Source organism: Streptomyces tibetensis, assembly GCF_040647715.1.
Taxonomy (GTDB): Bacteria; Actinomycetota; Actinomycetes; order Streptomycetales; family Streptomycetaceae; genus Streptomyces; species Streptomyces tibetensis_A.
Genome location: NZ_JBEZCR010000003.1, coordinates 212,999 through 230,853 on the forward strand (window position 1 = coordinate 212,999; position 17,855 = coordinate 230,853).

At 71.3% G+C, this 17,855-nt stretch carries 15 protein-coding genes and 1 pseudogene; 8 read left to right on the forward strand and 8 right to left on the reverse strand.

The features are described from left to right. Window positions 1-50 precede the first annotated feature (50 nt). The 3 genes from AB0B29_RS09670 to AB0B29_RS09680 all read left to right on the forward strand — a co-directional run bounded on the left by AB0B29_RS09670 (window position 51) and on the right by AB0B29_RS09680 (window position 5,319). Window positions 51-3,179 (forward strand): sacsin N-terminal ATP-binding-like domain-containing protein, encoded by a 3,129-nt coding sequence (locus AB0B29_RS09670; RefSeq protein WP_362236278.1) that lies wholly within the window; start codon window positions 51-53, stop codon window positions 3,177-3,179. Window positions 3,180-3,383: 204 nt separating this feature from the next. Next, window positions 3,384-4,250, forward strand: coding sequence for a calcium-binding protein (locus AB0B29_RS09675; RefSeq protein ID WP_362236281.1), 867 nt, complete (start codon window positions 3,384-3,386; stop codon window positions 4,248-4,250). 214 nt (window positions 4,251-4,464) lie between these two features. Next, on the forward strand, window positions 4,465-5,319 hold the full coding sequence (locus AB0B29_RS09680) for a hypothetical protein (RefSeq protein WP_362236284.1): 855 nt from the start codon (window positions 4,465-4,467) through the stop codon (window positions 5,317-5,319). Between the two features lie 108 nt (window positions 5,320-5,427). On the opposite strand, the gene AB0B29_RS09685 is transcribed toward AB0B29_RS09680, so the two are convergent. The 3 genes from AB0B29_RS09685 to AB0B29_RS09695 form a co-directional block, all read right to left on the reverse strand. Continuing rightward, window positions 5,428-7,821, reverse strand: a complete 2,394-nt coding sequence (locus AB0B29_RS09685) for an HAD-IC family P-type ATPase (RefSeq protein ID WP_362236287.1) — start codon at window positions 7,819-7,821, stop codon at window positions 5,428-5,430. Window positions 7,822-7,954: 133 nt separating this feature from the next. Beyond that, window positions 7,955-8,806, reverse strand: coding sequence for a class I SAM-dependent methyltransferase (locus AB0B29_RS09690; RefSeq protein ID WP_362236289.1), 852 nt, complete (start codon window positions 8,804-8,806; stop codon window positions 7,955-7,957). Between the two features lie 148 nt (window positions 8,807-8,954). Next, a complete protein-coding gene (locus tag AB0B29_RS09695; RefSeq protein ID WP_362236292.1) occupies window positions 8,955-9,212 on the reverse strand; it encodes a DUF2530 domain-containing protein in 258 nt (85 codons plus the stop codon). Window positions 9,213-9,329: 117 nt separating this feature from the next. Here AB0B29_RS09695 and AB0B29_RS09700 point away from each other — a divergent pair, with 117 nt between their 5' ends. Continuing rightward, entirely contained in the window at window positions 9,330-10,781 is a 1,452-nt protein-coding gene (locus AB0B29_RS09700; RefSeq protein WP_362236294.1) for an NCS2 family permease, read from the forward strand. A gap of 32 nt (window positions 10,782-10,813) precedes the next feature. On the opposite strand, the pseudogene AB0B29_RS09705 reads toward AB0B29_RS09700, so the two are convergent. Next, window positions 10,814-10,987, reverse strand: a pseudogene (locus AB0B29_RS09705) (ribbon-helix-helix protein, CopG family); the annotation flags it as partial. Window positions 10,988-11,141: 154 nt separating this feature from the next. Here AB0B29_RS09705 and AB0B29_RS09710 point away from each other — a divergent pair. Together AB0B29_RS09710 and AB0B29_RS09715 are read left to right on the forward strand one after the other, a co-directional pair. Beyond that, window positions 11,142-11,579 (forward strand): MarR family winged helix-turn-helix transcriptional regulator, encoded by a 438-nt coding sequence (locus AB0B29_RS09710; RefSeq protein WP_053672640.1) that lies wholly within the window; start codon window positions 11,142-11,144, stop codon window positions 11,577-11,579. Between the two features lie 27 nt (window positions 11,580-11,606). Next, window positions 11,607-12,968, forward strand: coding sequence for an MFS transporter (locus AB0B29_RS09715; RefSeq protein WP_362236300.1), 1,362 nt, complete (start codon window positions 11,607-11,609; stop codon window positions 12,966-12,968). 17 nt (window positions 12,969-12,985) lie between these two features. On the opposite strand, the gene AB0B29_RS09720 is transcribed toward AB0B29_RS09715, so the two are convergent. Next, complete coding sequence (locus AB0B29_RS09720) at window positions 12,986-13,573, reverse strand: Uma2 family endonuclease (RefSeq protein ID WP_362236303.1); 588 nt, start codon at window positions 13,571-13,573, stop codon at window positions 12,986-12,988. Window positions 13,574-13,669: 96 nt separating this feature from the next. After that, a complete protein-coding gene (locus tag AB0B29_RS09725) occupies window positions 13,670-14,191 on the reverse strand; it encodes a GNAT family N-acetyltransferase (protein WP_362236306.1) in 522 nt (173 codons plus the stop codon). A 25-nt stretch (window positions 14,192-14,216) separates the two neighbouring features. Between AB0B29_RS09725 and thpR the strand changes: the two genes are divergently transcribed. Next, on the forward strand, window positions 14,217-14,789 hold the full coding sequence (thpR, locus tag AB0B29_RS09730; protein ID WP_362236309.1) for an RNA 2',3'-cyclic phosphodiesterase: 573 nt from the start codon (window positions 14,217-14,219) through the stop codon (window positions 14,787-14,789). 214 nt (window positions 14,790-15,003) lie between these two features. On the opposite strand, the gene AB0B29_RS09735 is transcribed toward thpR, so the two are convergent. After that, on the reverse strand, window positions 15,004-15,996 hold the full coding sequence (locus AB0B29_RS09735) for an aldo/keto reductase (protein WP_362236311.1): 993 nt from the start codon (window positions 15,994-15,996) through the stop codon (window positions 15,004-15,006). Window positions 15,997-16,104: 108 nt separating this feature from the next. Between AB0B29_RS09735 and AB0B29_RS09740 the strand changes: the two genes are divergently transcribed. Next, on the forward strand, window positions 16,105-17,046 hold the full coding sequence (locus tag AB0B29_RS09740) for an amidase family protein (protein WP_362236314.1): 942 nt from the start codon (window positions 16,105-16,107) through the stop codon (window positions 17,044-17,046). A gap of 62 nt (window positions 17,047-17,108) precedes the next feature. Here the strand turns inward: AB0B29_RS09740 and AB0B29_RS09745 are convergent, their stop codons facing one another. After that, on the reverse strand, window positions 17,109-17,783 hold the full coding sequence (locus AB0B29_RS09745; RefSeq protein WP_362236317.1) for an SGNH/GDSL hydrolase family protein: 675 nt from the start codon (window positions 17,781-17,783) through the stop codon (window positions 17,109-17,111). Window positions 17,784-17,855 lie beyond the last annotated feature (72 nt).

Consider the following 17,855-nt stretch of genomic DNA (forward strand, 5'->3'; position numbering starts at 1 on the left):
TACCTTCTCCTCACGTCCACGAGGACGTCCACGAGGAGAAGGAACGGAACGTGAGCAGCAAGTTCGTGCGGCCCGCCGCCGAGGGGGCCGATCCGTTCGGTACCGCCCGTCTGCGGCGCGGTGTCCTCGACGCCTGGGCCACCAGCCCCGCCCGGTTCCGTGAGGACGCCAACGCCGAGGAGGACCTGGTCCTCGGCGGCTACCGGGACCGGCTCGTCGTGGAACTCGCCCAGAACGCGGCCGATGCCGCCGCCCGGGCCGGAGTACCGGGGCGGCTGCGGCTCACCCTGCGCGACGACGTGCTCGTCGCCGCCAACACCGGCGCCCCGCTGGACGCGGCCGGGGTCGAGTCGCTGTCCACCCTGCGGGCGTCGGCCAAGCGGGACACCGGGGACACCTCCTCCGTGGGGCGGTTCGGAGTCGGCTTCGCCGCCGTGCTGTCCGTCACCGACGAGCCCGCCGTCGTCGGCCGGCACGGCGGTGTGCGGTGGTCGCTCGCCGAGGCCAGGGCACTGGCCGCCGAGACGGCCCGGCACAGCCCCGGCCTCGGGGACGAGGTCCGGCGGCGGGACGGCCACGTACCCCTGCTGCGGCTGCCGTACGCCGCCGAGGGCACCGCCCCCGCCCCCTACGACACCGCCGTCATCCTGCCGCTGCGGGACGACCCGGCCGCCGATCTCGCCGAGCGTCTGCTGCGGGCCGTCGACGACGCCCTGCTGCTCACCCTCCCCGGGCTCCAAGAACTGGTCGTCGAGATCAACGGGGAGAGCCCGCGCACCCTCACCCGCCGCACGGACGGCGCCTTCACGGTCGTCGACGACTCCGCCCACGGCGTCACCCACTGGCGCACCGCCGTCGCCCACGGCCCCCTCACGCCCGACCTGCTCGCCGACCGGCCCGTCGAGGAACGGCTGCGGCCGCACTGGTCGGTCACCTGGGCGGTGCCCGTGGACAGCGACGGCAGCCCGGCCCGGCCCCGCACCAACGCCGTCGTGCACGCCCCCACCCCGAGCGACGAGCCGCTCGGCGTCCCCGCCCTGCTCATCGCCTCGTTCCCGCTCGACTCCACCCGCCGGCACGCCGCCCCCGGCCCGTTGACCGACTTCCTCGTCGAGCGCGCGGCCGACGCCTACGCCGAACTCCTCGGCGGCTGGCGGCCGGTGGCGTCCGGGATCATCGACCTCGTGCCGGGTCCGCTCGGCAAGGGCGAACTGGACGGTGCACTGCGCTCGGCCATCCTCCAGCGGCTGCCGCGGACCTCCTTCCTGCCGCCCGCGCTCCCGCCCCGCGAGGACGACGAGCTGCCGGACACCCTGCGGCCGCGGGACGCCGAGGTCGTCGAGGGCGCGGGCGCGGACACCGTGCGCGTGCTCGCCGAGGTGCTCCCCACCCTGCTGCCCGCCGGTCTCGAGCGCCGTGCCGAGCTGCGGACCCTGGGCGTCGCCCGCGTCCCGCTGACCGACGCGACCGACCGGCTGGCCGGCCTGGAGAAGGAACCCGGCTGGTGGCGGCGGCTCTACGACAGCCTCGCCGGCATCGACCCGGACCGCCTGTCGGGGCTCCCGGTGCCCCTGGCGGACGGCCGGACGACCATCGGGCCCCGGCAGGTCCTGCTGCCGGGTGCGGAAGCCGCCCGGATCGACCCCGAAGTGCTGGCCCGGCTCGGCCTCAAGGTCGCCCACCCCGACGCCGCCCACCCGATCCTGGAGAAGCTGGGCGCCCTGCCCGCGACACCCCGGGCGATCCTCACCACCCCGCAGGTCCGGGTCGCCGTCGCCGCGTCCCTGGACGACGAGGGCGGCGTGAACTGGGAAGAGGACTCCCTCGACGCCGACGAACTGGCCGGCACCGTGCTCGCTCTGGTGCGGGACGCCGGCCTGGAGCCCGGTGACGAGCCCTGGCTCGGCGCGCTCGCCCTGCCCGACGAGGACGGCGAACCGGCCCCGGCGTGCGAACTCGTCTTCCCCGGCGGGCCCTTCGCCCAGGTCATGCGCGAGGGCGAACTCGCCGCGGTCGACGCGGAACTGGCCGAGAAGTGGGGCGAGCAGCCGCTCGCCGCGTGCGGTGTCCTGGTGGACTTCGCGCTCGTCCGCGCCACCGACGTCGTCCTCGACCCGGACGAACTGGAGCCCCGGGAGGGCGACTTCGCCGAGCCCGACGACGCGGGCCTGCTGGACGCCGTCGACGTGTGGTGCGAGGACGTCCTCGACCGCTTCCCGGACAGCCCGGTGCCGCCGGTCGCCACCGAGATCGTCGCCGTACGGGACCTGGACCTCGTGGACGAGGACAAGTGGGCGCAGGCCCTGGCGCTGCTGTCCCGGCCGCCGTTCAGGGACGCGATCGTGCAACCCGTGCGGATCCTGCTGCCGGACGGGACGCACGAGACGGTCCGGCCGTACACCGCCTGGTGGCTGCGCGGGAACCCGGTGCTCGACGGCCGCCGCCCGGCCGGACTGCGCGCCGCCGGGGGTGATCCGCTGCTGCGTGGGCTGTACGACGAGGCCGACGCGACCGGGTTCGAGGACGAGCAGGTACTGCGGGCGCTGGGGGTGCGGACGTCCGTCGCCGCGCTGCTGGACGAGCCCGGCGGTGCCGCCGAGCTGCTGGAGCGGCTCGCCGACCCCGAGCGGGAGGTGACGGGCGCTCAACTGCACGCCCTGTACGGGGCGCTGGCCGATCTGGACCCCGAGCAGGTGACCCTGCCGGACGACCTGCGGGCGGTCGTCGACGGCCGGGTGGAGGTCGTGGACGCGGCCGACGCCGTGGTGTGCGACTCGCCCGACCTGCTGCCGTTCACCGAGGGCGTGCCGCTGCTTCCCGTCCGCCCGTCACGCGCCGCCGAGCTGGCCGAACTGTTCCAGGTGCGGCGGCTGAGCGAGTCGGTCACCGGGGAGGTCACCTCCGAGGGCACGGAGCACGACGTGCCGCAGCCGGTGCGGATGCTGCTCGGCCGGCAGACCCCGTCCTCCTACGTCGAGCACGAGGAACTCGTCGTCGACGGCGTGGAGATCGACTGGCGGCTCACCGACGACGGCGTCCTGCATGCCGCGACCCTGGAGGGCGTCGCCGCGGGGCTCGCCTGGGCGGCGGGGCAGTGGCCGCGGCGGTTCGAGGTGGCGGCGCTGCTGGAGGACCCGTCCCGCACGGACGAGTTGGCGCGGGACCGGTGGTTCGACTGAGCCGGTGGTGAGGTACGGCCGGGGCGGCGCACTCCTGGTGTGCCGTCCGACGGTCGATGAAAACTCCCGCACAAATTTTTCACCTGTCGTACAACCATACGCATCGCTGGGCTATCTGATCACTTGAGTCAACAGACTCCACGATCACTTGGGCCCCCGAGAGCCGACGACGAGCACCGGGGTCCCTCTCCACTTGGAGAACGCATGCGTATCCGAGCCACCGTGGCCGCCGTCACCGGCGCCCTGGCCCTTTCCGCCTTCGCCGTGCCCGCCGCGCAGGCGGACAACCACACGCCGGACCTGGCGTCGCTGGTTCCGTCCACCTCGAAGGCCACGCCGTTCGCCGCCGCCGCTCCGGCGGACGAGTCCCTGGGCGACACCAAGATCACGGGTGTGACCGTCAACGGCGGCAAGAACATCGTGGTCGGCACGACCGTCAAGAAGTCCTTCACCGTCTCCGTGACGGCCACCGACCCGGAGGGCGTCCAGGACGCCTTCGCGATGCTGTGGCACGGCCCGGACACCGACAACGCCGACGGCGCGATCGTGCCGGAGAGCCTGGACGACGAGCAGGTCGGCAACTGCACCAACTCCAGCGCGACCACCGCCACCTGCAAGGTCACGCTGATCGCCGACCCGAACGAGAACGTCTACAGCAACATCCTTGCCGGCACCTGGAAGGTGTGGGCCGCTGCCGCCGGTAACGACGGCGACTACGTGATCCGCGAGGCCTACAAGACGGCCAAGGTCCAGCGGGCCTCCAAGCTGACGGTCAACGCCTCGCCCGAGCCCGTGAAGAAGGGCAAGACCATCACGGTCACCGGCAAGCTGTCCCGTGCCAACTGGGACGACCACAAGTACCACGGTTACACCGGCCAGTCGGTGAAGCTGCAGTTCCGCAAGAAGGGCAGCGACACCTACACCACCGTCAAGACCATCACGTCCAACAGCACGGGCGAGCTGAAGACCACCGTCAAGGCCTCGGCCGACGGCTACTTCCGCTACTCCTTCGCGGGCACCACGACCACCCCGGCGATCAACGCCACGGGTGACTTCGTCGACGTGCAGTAACACCGCCCCAGCGACGACACCGCCGGTCCCGGAGCCATGCCGGGGCCGGCGGCGCCGTTTCCGCGGCACAACGCCGTGCATATGCCACGAGCGTGTCAAACATTGCGGATGAGACGGCAAAACCCGGCCGGACCCTACAACCCTGCCCGGGGCTCGTGGATCTGATCATCCGAGTCAGTCAGACTCCTAGTTCGACTCTCCCCTTGGGGAACACATGCACATGCGAGCCACCGTGGCCGCCGTCTCCGGCGCCCTGGCCCTTTCCGCCCTCGTCGTTCCGGCCGCGCACGCCGCCGACGCCCCGTCCGGCAAGCAGGCCTTCAGCTCCGCGTCGGCCGACGCGGGCACGGGCACCACCGCGTCGAACCTCGACGTCACCTTCTCCAACGTGAAGGTCAACGGCGGCAAGAACATAGTCGTCGGCACCACCAACGTGGTGAGCGTGCCGGTCACCTTCTCCGTGACCCACGCCGCCGACCTCGACACCGGCTCCGACAACTTCGCCACCGGCCCGCTGATCTACCACGGCTCCTCGGTCGACACCGCGGACAACCTCTTCATCAGCGACGACCCGGCCACCTGCACCGCCGCCTCCTCGACGGTCCTCAACTGCAAGGGCGTCATCACCATCCGCCCGGCCGACGGCGACCTGTTCAACTCCGACGCCGGCACCTGGGGCGCCGGCGCCCTCGCCGTCACCAGCAACGACGAGGAGAAGATGCAGGGCGGCCTCGGCACCACCAAGGTGCAGCGCTACTCCAAGCTGACCGTCAACGCCGGCCCCGAGCCCGTCAGCAAGGGCAAGACCATCACGTCCACCGGCAAGCTGTCCCGCGCCAACTGGGAGGACAACGCCTACCACGGCTACACGGGCCAGCCGGTCAAGCTCCAGTTCCGCAAGGCGGGCACCAGCACGTACACCACGGTCAAGACGGTGACCTCCGACAAGTACGGCAACGTGAAGGCCACCGCCACCGCCCAGTACGACGGCTACTGGCGCTTCAGCTTCGCCGGCACGACGACCACCCCGTCCGTCAACGCCACGGGCGACTACGTCGACGTGAAGTAAGGGCGCCCCGCAGAAGGCGCCCTGGAAGGGGCGCGGGGAACTGCGCGAACGGCCACATACGGCTCGCGGACGGAACTCGTCGCAGGCCCTCACGGTCCGAGCCGAGCGCTAAGCGGGAAAGCGGCGGTCCACCCACCTCCACAGGAGTTCCAGGGCGGCCGCCGCCACCGCCGCGATGCCGACGGCAGTCCACGGCATCGTCACCCCCACCAGCTTCAGCGCGAAGAAGTGCTGCAGCCACGGCACGACCAGCACCACCAGGAACGCCCCGGCCATCGAGGCGACCAGCGCGACCCGCCACCAGGTGTAGGGCCGGGCGATGATCGCCAGCACCCACATCGAGATGAGGAACAGCGTCAGCGTCGCCGCGCTGGTCTCCGCGTCCAGCGCCCCCGCGCCCGTGTAGTGCTCCCGGGCGAGCAGATACGCCGCGAAGGTCGCCAGCGCCGCCACGACCCCGCCCGGGATCGCGTACCGCATCACGCGCCGCACGAAGTTCGGCCTCGCCCGCTCCTTGTTGGGCGCGAGCGCCAGGAAGAACGCCGGGATGCCGATGGTCAGCGTCGACAGCAGGGTCAGGTGGCGCGGCAGGAACGGGTACTCCACCTGGGAGCACACCACCAGCACGGCCAGCAGCACCGAGTACACCGTCTTGACGAGGAAGAGCGTCGCCACCCGCGTGATGTTGCCGATGACCCGGCGCCCCTCGGCGACCACCGACGGCAGCGTCGCGAAGCTGTTGTTCAGCAGCACGATCTGCGCGACCGCCCGGGTCGCCTCCGAGCCGGAGCCCATCGCCACGCCGATGTCCGCGTCCTTCAGGGCGAGGACGTCGTTCACCCCGTCGCCCGTCATCGCGACCGTGTGCCCGCGGGACTGCAACGCGCCCACCATGGTCCGCTTCTGCTGCGGCGTGACCCGCCCGAACACCGTCCCGCCGTCGAGGGCGTCGGCCATCCCCTCCTGCTCGGCGGGCAGCCGCCGCGCGTCCAGGGTGCTGCCCGACAACCCGAGCTTGGCGGCGACCGCGCCGACCGACACCGCGTTGTCGCCGGAGATGACCTTGGCCCGGACGTCCTGGTCGGCGAAGTAGCGCAGGGTGTCGGCGGCGTCCGGCCGCAGCCGCTGCTCCAGCACGACCAGGGCGACGGGCTTGGCGCCCTGCGCCACCTCGGGATCCTCCAGGTCGCGTGCGACCCGGGCGAGCAGCAGCACCCTGAGACCCTGCTCGTTCAGCCGTCCGGTCTCGGCCAGGGCCGGATCGTCCTCCGCCAGCAGCACGTCGGGCGCGCCCAGCAGCCACCGGCCGGACCGCCCGTCGCCCTCGTCGAACGCGGCGCCGCTGTACTTGCGGGCGGAGGAGAACGGCAGGGCCTCGGTGCAGCGCCAGCCCTCCACGGCCGGGTAGGCGTCGATGATCGCCTTCAGGGAGGCGTTCGGCCGCGGATCCGACGCGCCGAGCGCGCCGAGCACCTTCCGTACGTACGTCTCGTCGGCGCCCTGGAGCGGACGCAGCTCGGTGACGTCCATGCCGCCCTCGGTGAGGGTGCCGGTCTTGTCGAGGCAGACCGTGTCGACCCGGGCCAGCCCCTCGATGGCGGGCAGCTCCTGCACCAGGCACTGCTTGCGGCCGAGCCGGATCACGCCGATGGCGAAGGCGACGGAGGTGAGCAGGACGAGACCCTCGGGGACCATCGGGACGATGCCGCCCACCGTGCGGGCGACGGAGTCGTCGAAGCCGTTCTCCTTCACGAACAGCTGGCTGACGACCAGGCCGACGGCGGTCGGGACCATCATCCACGTGACGTACTTGAGGATCGTGGAGACGCCCGAGCGCAGCTCGGACTGGACGAGGGTGAAGCGGGAGGCCTCCTCGGCGAGCTGGGCGGCGTAGGCCTCACGGCCGACCTTCGTCGCCTGGAAGGCCCCGCCGCCCGCCACCACGAAGCTGCCCGACATGACCTGGTCGCCGGGCTGTTTCACGACCGGGTCGGCCTCGCCCGTGAGCAGCGACTCGTCGATCTCCAGACCGTCCGCCTCGACACAGACCCCGTCGACGACGACCTTGTCCCCGGGGCCGACCTCGATCAGGTCGTCCAGCACGATCTCCGACGTGCTGACCTGCCCGGCCGCCCCGTCGCGGCGCACGGTCGGCCTGACCTCGCCGATCAGCGCGAGCGAGTCCAGCGTCTTCTTCGCCCGCCACTCCTGGACGATGCCGATGCCGGTGTTCGCGAGGATCACGAACCCGAACAGGCTGTCCTGGATCGGCGCGACCACCAGCATGATCAGCCAGAGCACGCCGATGATCGCGTTGAAGCGGGTGAAGACGTTGGCCCGGACGATGTCGACGGTGGACCGGCTGCTGCGCGCCGGCACGTCGTTGACCTGTCCGCGCTCCACCCGCTCGGCGACCTGAGCGCCGGTCAGGCCGGTCTCGCGGGAGGTGACCGTCGCCGGCAGTGCGGAGTCGGGCGGGGCACCGGCGTCGAGATGCGTCATGCATTCGACGGTACGTGCGGTTTTGCCGCTTCACCCGCTGAATGTGGTGAAGATCCGACCTGGGAAGGACGGACTCCGTGCCGTGGTCGTACGGCAGTTGTATGCGGTGGGACCACGGTGCGACGCCCTGCCGTCAGCCCACCCGGCGGGCCGTGAGGAGCAGGTACTCCCACTCCAGGACGGTCCCGCCGGGGCCCGTTCCCAGGTCCCCGTCGCGGGCGAGGTCCACCAGTGCGCCGTCGAGGGCGGCGGCGCGTTCGGGTTCGCCGGTGAGGTTCTTGTAGACGCTGATGGTGGGGCCGTAGCGCTCCTTGAAGTAGTCGCGGAGCGCCTCGGGCGTCTCGAAGCGGTCGACGCGGACCGTGCGGCGCTCGGCACGGACGTCCGTGACGCGGTCGCCGAGGAGGGCGCGCACATGGTCCTCGTCCCCCCACAGCGGCGGCGGCTCGGCTCCTGGCGGGGGCGGCGGTGCGTACGGCTTCATCACGGCGAACATCCGGCCGATGAAGCCCTGCGGTGTCCAGCTCAGCAGCCCGATGGTGCCGCCCGGACGGCAGACCCGGACGAGTTCGCCGGCGGCCTGCCGGTGGTGCGGGGCGAACATGACGCCGACGCAGGACAGCACGGTGTCGAACTCCGCGTCGCCGAACGGCAGCGCCTCGGCGTCGGCCTCCTGCCAGGCGAGCCGCGCCCCGCGCTTCTCGGCTTCCCGCCGGCCGGCGTCGAACAGCTCCGGCGTCAGGTCGGAGGCCACCACGTCCGCACCGGCCAGGGCCGCCGGGATCGCGGCGTTGCCGGAGCCGGCGCCCACGTCCAGCACCCGCTGGCCGGGGCGTACTCCGCACGCCTCGACCAGGACCGCCCCGAGCTCGGGGATGACCTCGGCGGCGAGGGACGGGTAGTCGCCCTGGGCCCACATCGCCCGGTGCTTGGACTTCAGGGCACGGTCGGCCTCGGCCTCGGCCGCGCTGTTCTGCGTCGTCATCGCTGCGCTCCTCCCCGGTCGGGCGGCGGTTGCACGCCGACGGTTTCGAGCGTTCGCCGCCATCTCCTGAGCGTAGGGAGGGGGCGGCCGGGTGTCTCGTCGGAGAGTGCGGGCTTGTCGCCGTGCGCGGGTGCGGGCGCGTCTTGGCTCAGGTCGGGTTCTGTGCCGCCGCGCGCTTGATCGCTGCGTCGCGCTTGCGGACGTACCAGATGCCGATCAGGCCCAGCCCGCCGCCGGCCAGGCACGTCCACACCCACCATGTGTGGCCGTGGTCGTCGAACCAGCCGTAGAAGGGGAGCTGGACCAGGAAGAGGACGAACCACAGGATGGTGCCGCCGGTGATGGTGGCGACCACGGGGCCCTCCAGGGGCTCCGGCGCCTCGTGTCTGGGGGTCCACTTCGCCATGGGGACAGCTTACGAGGCGATCAGGTCTACGCGCGGAGATGGCCGATGAGGGCTTCATATGTTCATACTGAAACGGTTTGTGTCTGACCACTTCTCTTCGTAGGAAACACCAAACACATGTCCTCCTCGGCTCCCGCCAAGGTCCCCGCCCCTGATCAGCCGGGAGCCGGGCGCACGTACGGCGCACTCGACCGCTTCTTCCGGATCTCCGAGCGGGGCAGCACCGTGCCCCGCGAGATCCGGGGCGGTCTCGCCACCTTCTTCGCGATGGCCTACATCATCGTGCTGAACCCGATCATCCTCGGCAGCGCCAAGGACATGTACGGTCACCAGCTCGACAACGGGCAGCTGGTCACCGCGACGGCCCTCACCGCCGCGCTCACCACCCTCCTCATGGGCGTCATCGGCAACGTCCCGATCGCGCTGGCCGCCGGTCTCGGCGTGAACTCCGTCGTCGCCCTCCAGCTCGCCCCGCGCATGTCCTGGCCGGACGCGATGGGCATGGTGGTCCTCGCCGGGTTCGTGGTCATGCTGCTGGTGGCGACGGGGTTGCGCGAGCGCGTCATGAACGCCGTGCCGTACGGGCTGCGCAAGGCCATCTCGATCGGTATCGGCCTGTTCATCATGCTGATCGGGCTCGTGGACGCGGGCTTCGTCTCCCGGATCCCGGACGCCGCGCAGACCACCGTTCCGCTCCAGCTGGGCGGCGACGGTCATCTGAACGGCTGGCCGGTGCTCGTCTTCGTGCTGGGTGTGCTGCTCACCCTCGCGCTGATCGTGCGCAAGGTCTCCGGGGCGATCCTGATCTCCATCGTGGCGATGACGGTCCTCGCGGTGGTCATCAACGCGGTGGCCAAGGTGCCGAGCTGGGGCCTGACCACGCCCAAGTGGCCCGGCAACCCCGTGGCGAGCCCCGACTTCGGGCTGATCGGACAGGTCAGCCTGTTCGGCGGCTTCGGCAAGGTCGGCGCGCTGACCGGCGTGCTCTTCGTCTTCACCGTGCTGCTGTCGTGCTTCTTCGACGCGATGGGCACGATCATGGGCGTCTCCGACGAGGCGAAGCTGACCGACGGCGAGGGGCAGATGCCCGGCATCAACCGGGTGCTGTTCGTCGACGGCCTCGCGGTCGCCGCCGGCGGCGCCAGCTCCTCCTCCGCGACGACCGCGTTCGTCGAGTCCACGGCGGGTGTCGGCGAGGGGGCCCGGACCGGGCTCGCGAACGTCGTCACCGGCGGCCTCTTCGCCGTCGCCCTCTTCCTGACGCCGGTCGCCACCATGGTCCCGTCCCAGGCGGCCACGCCCGCCCTGGTCGCGGTCGGCTTCCTGATCCTGGCCGGATCGGTGAAGGAGATCGACTGGGCGGACTACACGATCGCCGTCCCGGCCTTCGTGACGATGCTGATGATGCCGTTCACCTACTCGATCACCAACGGCATCGGCATGGGCTTCATCACCTTCGCGGTGCTGCGGCCGGCCGCCGGGCGGGGGCGGGAGGTGCCGCCGGCGATGTACGCGGTGGCGGCGGTGTTCGCCTTCTACTACCTGATGCCGGCGCTGGGTCTGACCTGATCCTCGTCGCCCGAGTCGGGGGAGCTGGAGGGGCCGTAGAACCTCTCCGTCTCCTCTACGGCGGCCTGGAAGCGCTGGTCGAAGTCATCTCGAATGAGCGTCCGGACGACATAGTCCTGGACGCTCATTCCCCTTTTCGCGGCGTGGTGCCTGAGCCGTTCGAGCAGGTCGTGGTCTATTCGCAGGCTGAGCACACTGGTCCCCATGAGCACGAGGGTCGCGGCACCGTTCGGTTCGGCGGGGCACGTTCCGCCGCCTTGTCACCCATATGAGTGATGTCGCGCTTCAGTGGCGGGCGTCACGGACGACTGGCGCGTTCCGGCTGGTCTTTAGCGAGGGTAATGAGTTACGCTAAAGAACATGCCGGACCTCAACCATGGCGACGACGTAGCCGCCGTGAACTCCCTCCGATCCGCAGTGATGCGGCTGTCCCGTCGGCTCAAGCACCAGCGGGTCGACGAATCGCTCAGCCCCACCGAGATGTCGGTGCTCGGCACCCTCTCGCTGTGCGGCCGGGCCACACCGGGCGAGCTCGCCCGCAAGGAGCACGTCCAGCCGCCGTCGATGACCCGCATCGTGGCGCTGCTCGAGGCCAAGGGGCTGGTCCGGCTGGAGCCGCACCCCGAGGACCGGCGCCAGAAGGTCGTCACACGCACCGAGCAGGCCGAGGCCATGCTCGAGGAGAGCCGCGCCAAGCGGAACGCGTTCCTGGCCACGCTGGTGGAGAACCTCGACGAGGACGAGTGGGCGAAACTGCGCGCCGCCGCCCCCGTACTGGAGAAGCTCGCGCATCTGTAAGAAGGCCGTTGCAAGGAGGCGACACATTTGAGTTCGGGACCCGGAGCAGCTTCCGCCCCCGCACCTGACCCCCACGATTCCCCACCCGCCCCGGATCCGCTTCCGCGCAAGTCCTCGATGTTCTCCTCCCTGAAGGTCAGGAACTACCGCCTGTTCTTCATGGGCCAGGTCGTCTCCAACATCGGCACCTGGATGCAGCGCATCGCCCAGGACTGGCTGGTGCTCAGCCTCACCGGCTCCTCCGCCGCCGTCGGCATCACCACCGCCCTCCAGTTCCTGCCGATGCTGCTCTTCGGCCTCTACGGCGGTGTCCTCGTCGACCGGCTGCGCAAGCGGCCCACGCTGCTCGTGACGCAGTCCTCGATGGCGCTCACGGCGATCGCCCTGGCCGTCCTCACCCTCACCGGGCACGTCCAGGTGTGGCACGTGTACGTCGCCGCCTTCGCGGTCGGTCTGGCCACCGTGGTGGACAACCCGGCCCGGCAGTCCTTCGTCTCCGAGCTGGTGGGCCCGGGGCAGCTGCAGAACGCGGTCAGCCTGAACTCGGCGAACTTCCAGTCGGCCCGCCTGGTCGGCCCCGCCGTCGCGGGCCTCCTCATCACCGGCGTCGGCACCGGCTTCGCGTTCCTCTTCAACGGCCTGTCCTTCATCGCGCCGCTCACCGGCCTGCTGCTCATGCGCGCCCGCGAGCTGCACGTCGTGGAGCGCGCCCCGCGCGGCAAGGGGCAGCTGCGGGAGGGCGTGCGCTACGTCACCGGCCGCCCGGAGCTGATCTGGCCGATCGTCCTGGTCGGCTTCGTCGGGACGTTCGCCTTCAACTTCCCCGTCTACCTCTCGGCCTTCGCGGACGACGTGTTCCACGCGGGCGCGGGCGCCTACAGCCTGTTCAACACGCTGATGGCGGTCGGCTCGCTCGTGGGCGCGCTGCTCGCGGCGCGGCGGGGGACGGCCCGGCTGCGGCTGCTGATCGTCGCGGCCATGGCCTTCGGCGCGCTGGAGATCCTGGCCGCGACGACCCCCACGCTGTGGATGTTCGCCCTGTTCATGATCCCGCTGGGCCTGTTCGGCATGACGGTCAACGTCACGACGAACACCAGCATCCAGATGTCCACGGACCCGGCCATGCGCGGCCGTGTCATGGCCCTGTACATGATGATCTTCCTCGGCGGCTCGCCGGTCGGCGCCCCGATCGTCGGCTGGATCACCGACACGTACGGCGCCCGGGTCGGTCTCGCGGCCGGCGGCGCGGTGGCGGCACTCGCCGCGGCGGTGATCGGCCTGATCCTGGCCCGCGTCGGCAACCTGCGCCTGTCGGTGGGCTGGCACGGCGGCCACCCGCGGGTGCGTTTCGTCCCCCGGGAACAGGAAGCCCTGGCCCCGGCGGCGTAACGCGCAGTACCGCGGCGTCAGTCGCGGGGGAACTCGCCGGTTTCGAGGACGAGCCCGACCACGGTTCCGGTCAGGTCGATCTCGTCCCCGAAGTCCAGGCTCAGCTCGCCCCGGTACTCGCCGTCCTTGGGCTTGGTGTGCAGATGCCAGCGGCCGGTGTACGGATCGACGATCAGGTACACCGGCACGCCGGCGGCGGCGTAGGCGTCCTTCTTGGGGCCGTAGTCGTTGGCGCCGGTCTTCCTGGAGATCACCTCGGCGACGAACTCGACGTCCTGGTAGCGCCACAGGCCCTTGTCGTTCTTCGCCGCTCCCTCCGACATCACGGTGATGTCGGAGGCGAAGCCGTTGAGGTGGCCCGGGTAGTCGACACGGACGTCGGACTTCACGCGCTTGCGCGGATACTTGCTGCGCAGTTGTTCGACGATGTCCAGGATGATGTCCCAGTGGGTGTCCCGCTGAGGCGCCATGAAGATGTTCCCCCCGACGATCTCGACCTTGTAGCCCTCGGGGACCGGCATCGTCTCCACCCACTCGAACATCGTGTCGAGGGTGAGTTCACCGCTGCTGTCGGCCATCTCGATCCTGTCGTCAAGGACGGTCATCGTGGCGCTCCTCCCCGGCCGCACCCGCGGATGGAGCCGGCCGCGCGGTACAACGATACGCACGGTGACCGGGACACGCCCGCGTCCGGAGGGCGCCTAGACGCGCCGCGCCAGCAGCTGCCCCGGCCAGTCGTTCTCGCCGACCGTGAAGGCCTGCGTGCGGGTGAAGCCGTTGGACTCGTAGTAGCGGACGAGCTTGCCGTCGTCGCCGGCGTAGCAGTCGACGCGGAGGAGGGAGATGCCCGCGTCGCGGGTCTGCTCGGCGGCGTGGGTGAGCAGGGCGCTGCCCACGCCGTGGCCCTTGAAGCGGCGGTCGGAGGCCAGCCAGTGGATGTAGCGCTCGGGCTCGCCGGGCTGCGGGAGGTGGGCCAGGTAGGCGCCCGCCGAGTCGGTGAGAGTGAGGGTGCCGGCGGGGACGCCGTCGGCGTCGGCCATGAACACGCTGCCCTCCGCCATGTAGCGGCGGACCGACTCCACCGTCTTGGGGCTCTGCGACAGCGGCCGCGTCCCCCACTGCCCCGTGCGCCCCTGGGAGACCAGCCACTCCACACAGCTGTCGAGCATGCCGAGTATCGCGGGAATGTCGTCGGGCCCGCCGTCCCGGATGGTGATCCGCATGGGCTCATGGTGCCAGGCTGGACCCATGAGACTCTTCGCGGCCGTGCTGCCCCCGGACGAGGTGTGCCGTGAACTCGGCGCGGTCGTCGACCAGTTGCGCGGGCTGCCCGGCGCCGACGGCATGCGCTGGACCGGCCGTCCCGGCTGGCACTTCACCCTCGCCTTCTACGGAGAGGTCGACGACGGTCTCGTCCCCGCGCTGTCGGAGCGGCTGGAGCGGGCCGCGCGCCGTACCGAGCCGTTTTCGTTGGCCGTGCGGGGTGGGGGCCAGTTCGGGCACGGGAAGGCGTTGTGGGCCGGGGCCGAGGGTGACCTGGCGACCCTCCGGCTGCTGGCCGAGCGGGCCGAGGCGGCTGCGCGGAAAGCCGGGGTGCCGATGGGGGAGCACCGGCGGTACAAGGCCCACCTGACCGTGGCGCGGAGCCGGGCGGCGGGGGACGTGCGGCCCTTTGTGGACGTCCTCGCGGGATTCACCGGCGGGACCTGGACCGTGCGGGAGCTCTGCCTGGTGCGCAGCACTCTGCCGACCTCGGGCGTGCCGGGGGAGCAGCCCCGGTACGAGGCGGTCGGGCGCTGGGCACTCGGGGGCGCCGGTTAGGCTCGATGCCGTGGACCCGAAAACCCGCAACCGGATCATGGCCGGTGTGCTCGTGCTGATGTTCCTCGTCGTCGCCCTGGCTTCCGTGCTGGGGAGGTAGGGCGGCGGGGGACTGCGGACGGCCGTTTCTTCGGCTGCGGGCCGGTGGGGGCTGGTCGCGCCCACGCGGCGGAGCCGCATCTCGGTACCAGCCCCGCGCCCCTGCAGGGGCGACCTACCAGGCGAAGGCCTCCGGGCTCGGCCCCGGGCCCGGGAAGATCTCGTCCAGGCCGGTCAGGAGCTCCTCGGAGAGCTCCAGCTCCGAGGCGCGGACCGCGGAGGCGAGCTGCTCGGCCGTGCGCGGGCCGACGATCGGGCCCGTCACGCCGGGGCGGGTGAGCAGCCAGGCCAGGGCGGCCTCGCCGGGCTCGACGCCGTGCTTGTCGAGCAGGTCCTCGTAGGCCTGGACCTGAGCCCGGACGGCGGGGTCGTTGAGCGCGTCGGCCGCTCGGCCGGAGGCGCGGCGCTTGCCCTCGACCTCCTTCTTGAGCACGCCGCCCAGCAGACCGCCGTGCAGCGGCGACCACGGGATGACGCCGAGTCCGTACTCCTGGGCGGCCGGGACGACCTCCATCTCCGCGCGCCGCTCGGCGAGGTTGTACAGGCACTGCTCGCTGACCAGGCCGATGGTCCCGCCGCGCCGGGCGGCGATCTCGTTGGCCTGGGCGATCTTGTAGCCGGGGAAGTTGGACGACCCCGCGTAGAGGATCTTGCCCTGCTGGACCAGGACGTCGATCGCCTGCCAGATCTCCTCGAAGGGGGTGTCCCGGTCGACGTGGTGGAACTGGTAGACGTCGATGTGGTCGGTCTGGAGCCGCTTGAGGCTGGCGTCCACGGCCCGCCGGATGTTGAGCGCGGAGAGTTTGTCGTGGTTGGGCCAGGCCGGGCCGTCGGCGCCCATGTTGCCGTACACCTTCGTGGCGAGGACGACCTTGTCGCGCCGTCCCTCTCCCTTGGCGAACCAGTTTCCGATGATGGACTCGGTACGGCCCTTGTTCTCGCCCCAGCCGTACACATTGGCGGTGTCGACGACGTTGATGCCCGCGTCCAGCGCCGCGTCCATGATGGCGTGGCTGTCGGCCTCGTCGGTCTGCGGGCCGAAGTTCATGGTGCCGAGGACGAGCCGGCTGACCTTGAGTCCCGTGCGTCCGAGCTGCGTGTACTCCATGGGGTCCAAGCCAACGTCTTGGAGTGCGCTCCAAGCAAGCATGTACCCCGGCGAGCGCGATTTCTCCTTCCGCTTCACATCGTGCGTGCCTCAACTCGGGTTTTCCCCATGCCGCGTTGTGGGGTGTGCGCCCGGCCGGAACCGGGTGGCAGCCTCAGCGCGCCGCGGGGCCCACGCCCCTACCGTGCTCGCCATGAGGACTCCCCCGTCATCCACCACACGCCGCAGCGTGCTCGCGCCGACGGGCGGCTCGATGCCGAGCGGCTCACCCGCTCCTACCTCGACCGCATCGAGCGGGTCGACCCGCTCCTGCACGCGGTGATCGAGGTCAACCCCGACGCCCTGCGCGAGGCACGGCGCCTCGGCGCCCGGCGGGGGCCCCGCCGACCGCTGCACGGCATGCCCGTCCTGCTGAAGGACCTGGTGGAGACGGCGGACCGGATGCACACCACGGCCGGTTCGCTCGCCCTGGAGGGTCTGCGGCCCGCCGCCGACGCCACCGTCGCCGCCCGGCTGCGCGAGGCCGGTGCCGTCATCCTCGGCAAGACCAACCTCAGCGAATGGGCGGGCGGCATGTCCCTCACCCATCAAGCCGGGTGGAGTGCCCGCGGCGGCCAGACCAGGAACCCCTACAAACTCGACCGCTCCCCGAACGACGGCCTGGAGATCGTCGAGAAGCTGGACTTCGGTGAACGCGAGTACCGCGAGGCCCTGGCCACCAATCACCGGCTGTCCCGGGCCGAGGGCATCGACGCCGTGCTGCGCGAGCACCACCTGGACGCCCTGGTCATGCCGACCTCGGGCCCTCCGGCCAAGATCGACCTCATCCGCGGGGACGCCCACGGCGGCGGCTCCTCGACCCCCGCCGCCCTCGCCGGCTACCCGGCGGTCAGCGTCCCGGCCGGATTCGCCTTCGGCCTGCCGGTCGGCCTGACGTTCATGGGCACGGCCTGGAGCGAGCCGACCCTGCTGCGACTGGCGTACGCCTACGAACAGGCCACCCGGACCCGGCGGTCTCCTCCCTACCGGTGTCCTGACGTGGGGTTCTGACGTATGCCCTCGGAGATTGTCTCTCCGGCGTCTTCCCGCAGGCTCCGCCGCACCGAGGAGAGCTACGCCTCGTAGGGCCCCGCCAGGTCCCAGCCCTGGTGCATCGCCGCCGCGAAAGCCGCTGCGATCTTGTGTTCGCCGCTCGCGTTCGGGTGGGTGCCGTCGTAGGTGTCGGTGTCGACGTCGTACGCGGGCGGGGGTGAGGCCAGGAGGACGGGGGAGCCGGGCTCGTCGAGGTCGGCGGCCGTCTTGGCGAGGAGCTCGTTGAAGCGGGCGACCTCGTCGGCGAAGGCCGCGTCCGACCGGGCGCGCACGTTCGGGGTGACCGGCAGCCACACCATCCTCACCCGACGGTTCGCCGCCCGTGCCTCGGCCGTGAAGGCCCGGACGTTCTCGGCGGTCTGCTCGGCGTTCGTGTAGAAGCCCAGGTCGATCAGGCCCAGGGAGACCAGGAGCACATCGGCGCGGCACGACCGCACCGCGTCGCCGATCAGCGGCGCCATGTGCTGCCAGCCCTCGCCCCAGCCGGCCAGGTGGGCGCGCGGGAAGTCCGGTTCGGCGTACCCGTACGACACCGGGGCCTCGGCCTGCTTGTCGTAGAGCGTCTCGCGGGGGCCGACGAGGGTGAAGGGGCCGTCGCAGGAACGGCACAGGTGCTGCCACAGCCGGTAGCGCCATGTGTGTTCGCCCGTGCTTCCGATCGTCATGGAGTCACCGACGGGCATGAACCTGAGCATCCGCTCATGATGAACGATCTCGGTGGCCGACGGGGTGTGAGTCCGGACACCCCGGCCGCTGATGGGGCCTGT

Coding starts and splice junctions, on each gene's coding strand:
- AB0B29_RS09690 (WP_362236289.1), bottom strand. CDS start 8,806: ATGACGACGCAGAACAGCGCGGCCGAGGCCGAGGCCGACCGTGCCCTG.
- AB0B29_RS09700 (WP_362236294.1), top strand. CDS start 9,330: ATGTCCTCCTCGGCTCCCGCCAAGGTCCCCGCCCCTGATCAGCCGGGA.
- AB0B29_RS09675 (WP_362236281.1), top strand. CDS start 3,384: ATGCGTATCCGAGCCACCGTGGCCGCCGTCACCGGCGCCCTGGCCCTT.
- AB0B29_RS09680 (WP_362236284.1), top strand. CDS start 4,465: ATGCACATGCGAGCCACCGTGGCCGCCGTCTCCGGCGCCCTGGCCCTT.
- AB0B29_RS09695 (WP_362236292.1), bottom strand. CDS start 9,212: ATGGCGAAGTGGACCCCCAGACACGAGGCGCCGGAGCCCCTGGAGGGC.
- AB0B29_RS09720 (WP_362236303.1), bottom strand. CDS start 13,573: ATGACCGTCCTTGACGACAGGATCGAGATGGCCGACAGCAGCGGTGAA.
- AB0B29_RS09740 (WP_362236314.1), top strand. CDS start 16,105: ATGCCGCGTTGTGGGGTGTGCGCCCGGCCGGAACCGGGTGGCAGCCTC.
- thpR (WP_362236309.1), top strand. CDS start 14,217: ATGAGACTCTTCGCGGCCGTGCTGCCCCCGGACGAGGTGTGCCGTGAA.
- AB0B29_RS09745 (WP_362236317.1), bottom strand. CDS start 17,783: ATGCTCAGGTTCATGCCCGTCGGTGACTCCATGACGATCGGAAGCACG.
- AB0B29_RS09735 (WP_362236311.1), bottom strand. CDS start 15,996: ATGGAGTACACGCAGCTCGGACGCACGGGACTCAAGGTCAGCCGGCTC.
- AB0B29_RS09685 (WP_362236287.1), bottom strand. CDS start 7,821: ATGACGCATCTCGACGCCGGTGCCCCGCCCGACTCCGCACTGCCGGCG.
- AB0B29_RS09725 (WP_362236306.1), bottom strand. CDS start 14,191: ATGCGGATCACCATCCGGGACGGCGGGCCCGACGACATTCCCGCGATA.
- AB0B29_RS09710 (WP_053672640.1), top strand. CDS start 11,142: ATGCCGGACCTCAACCATGGCGACGACGTAGCCGCCGTGAACTCCCTC.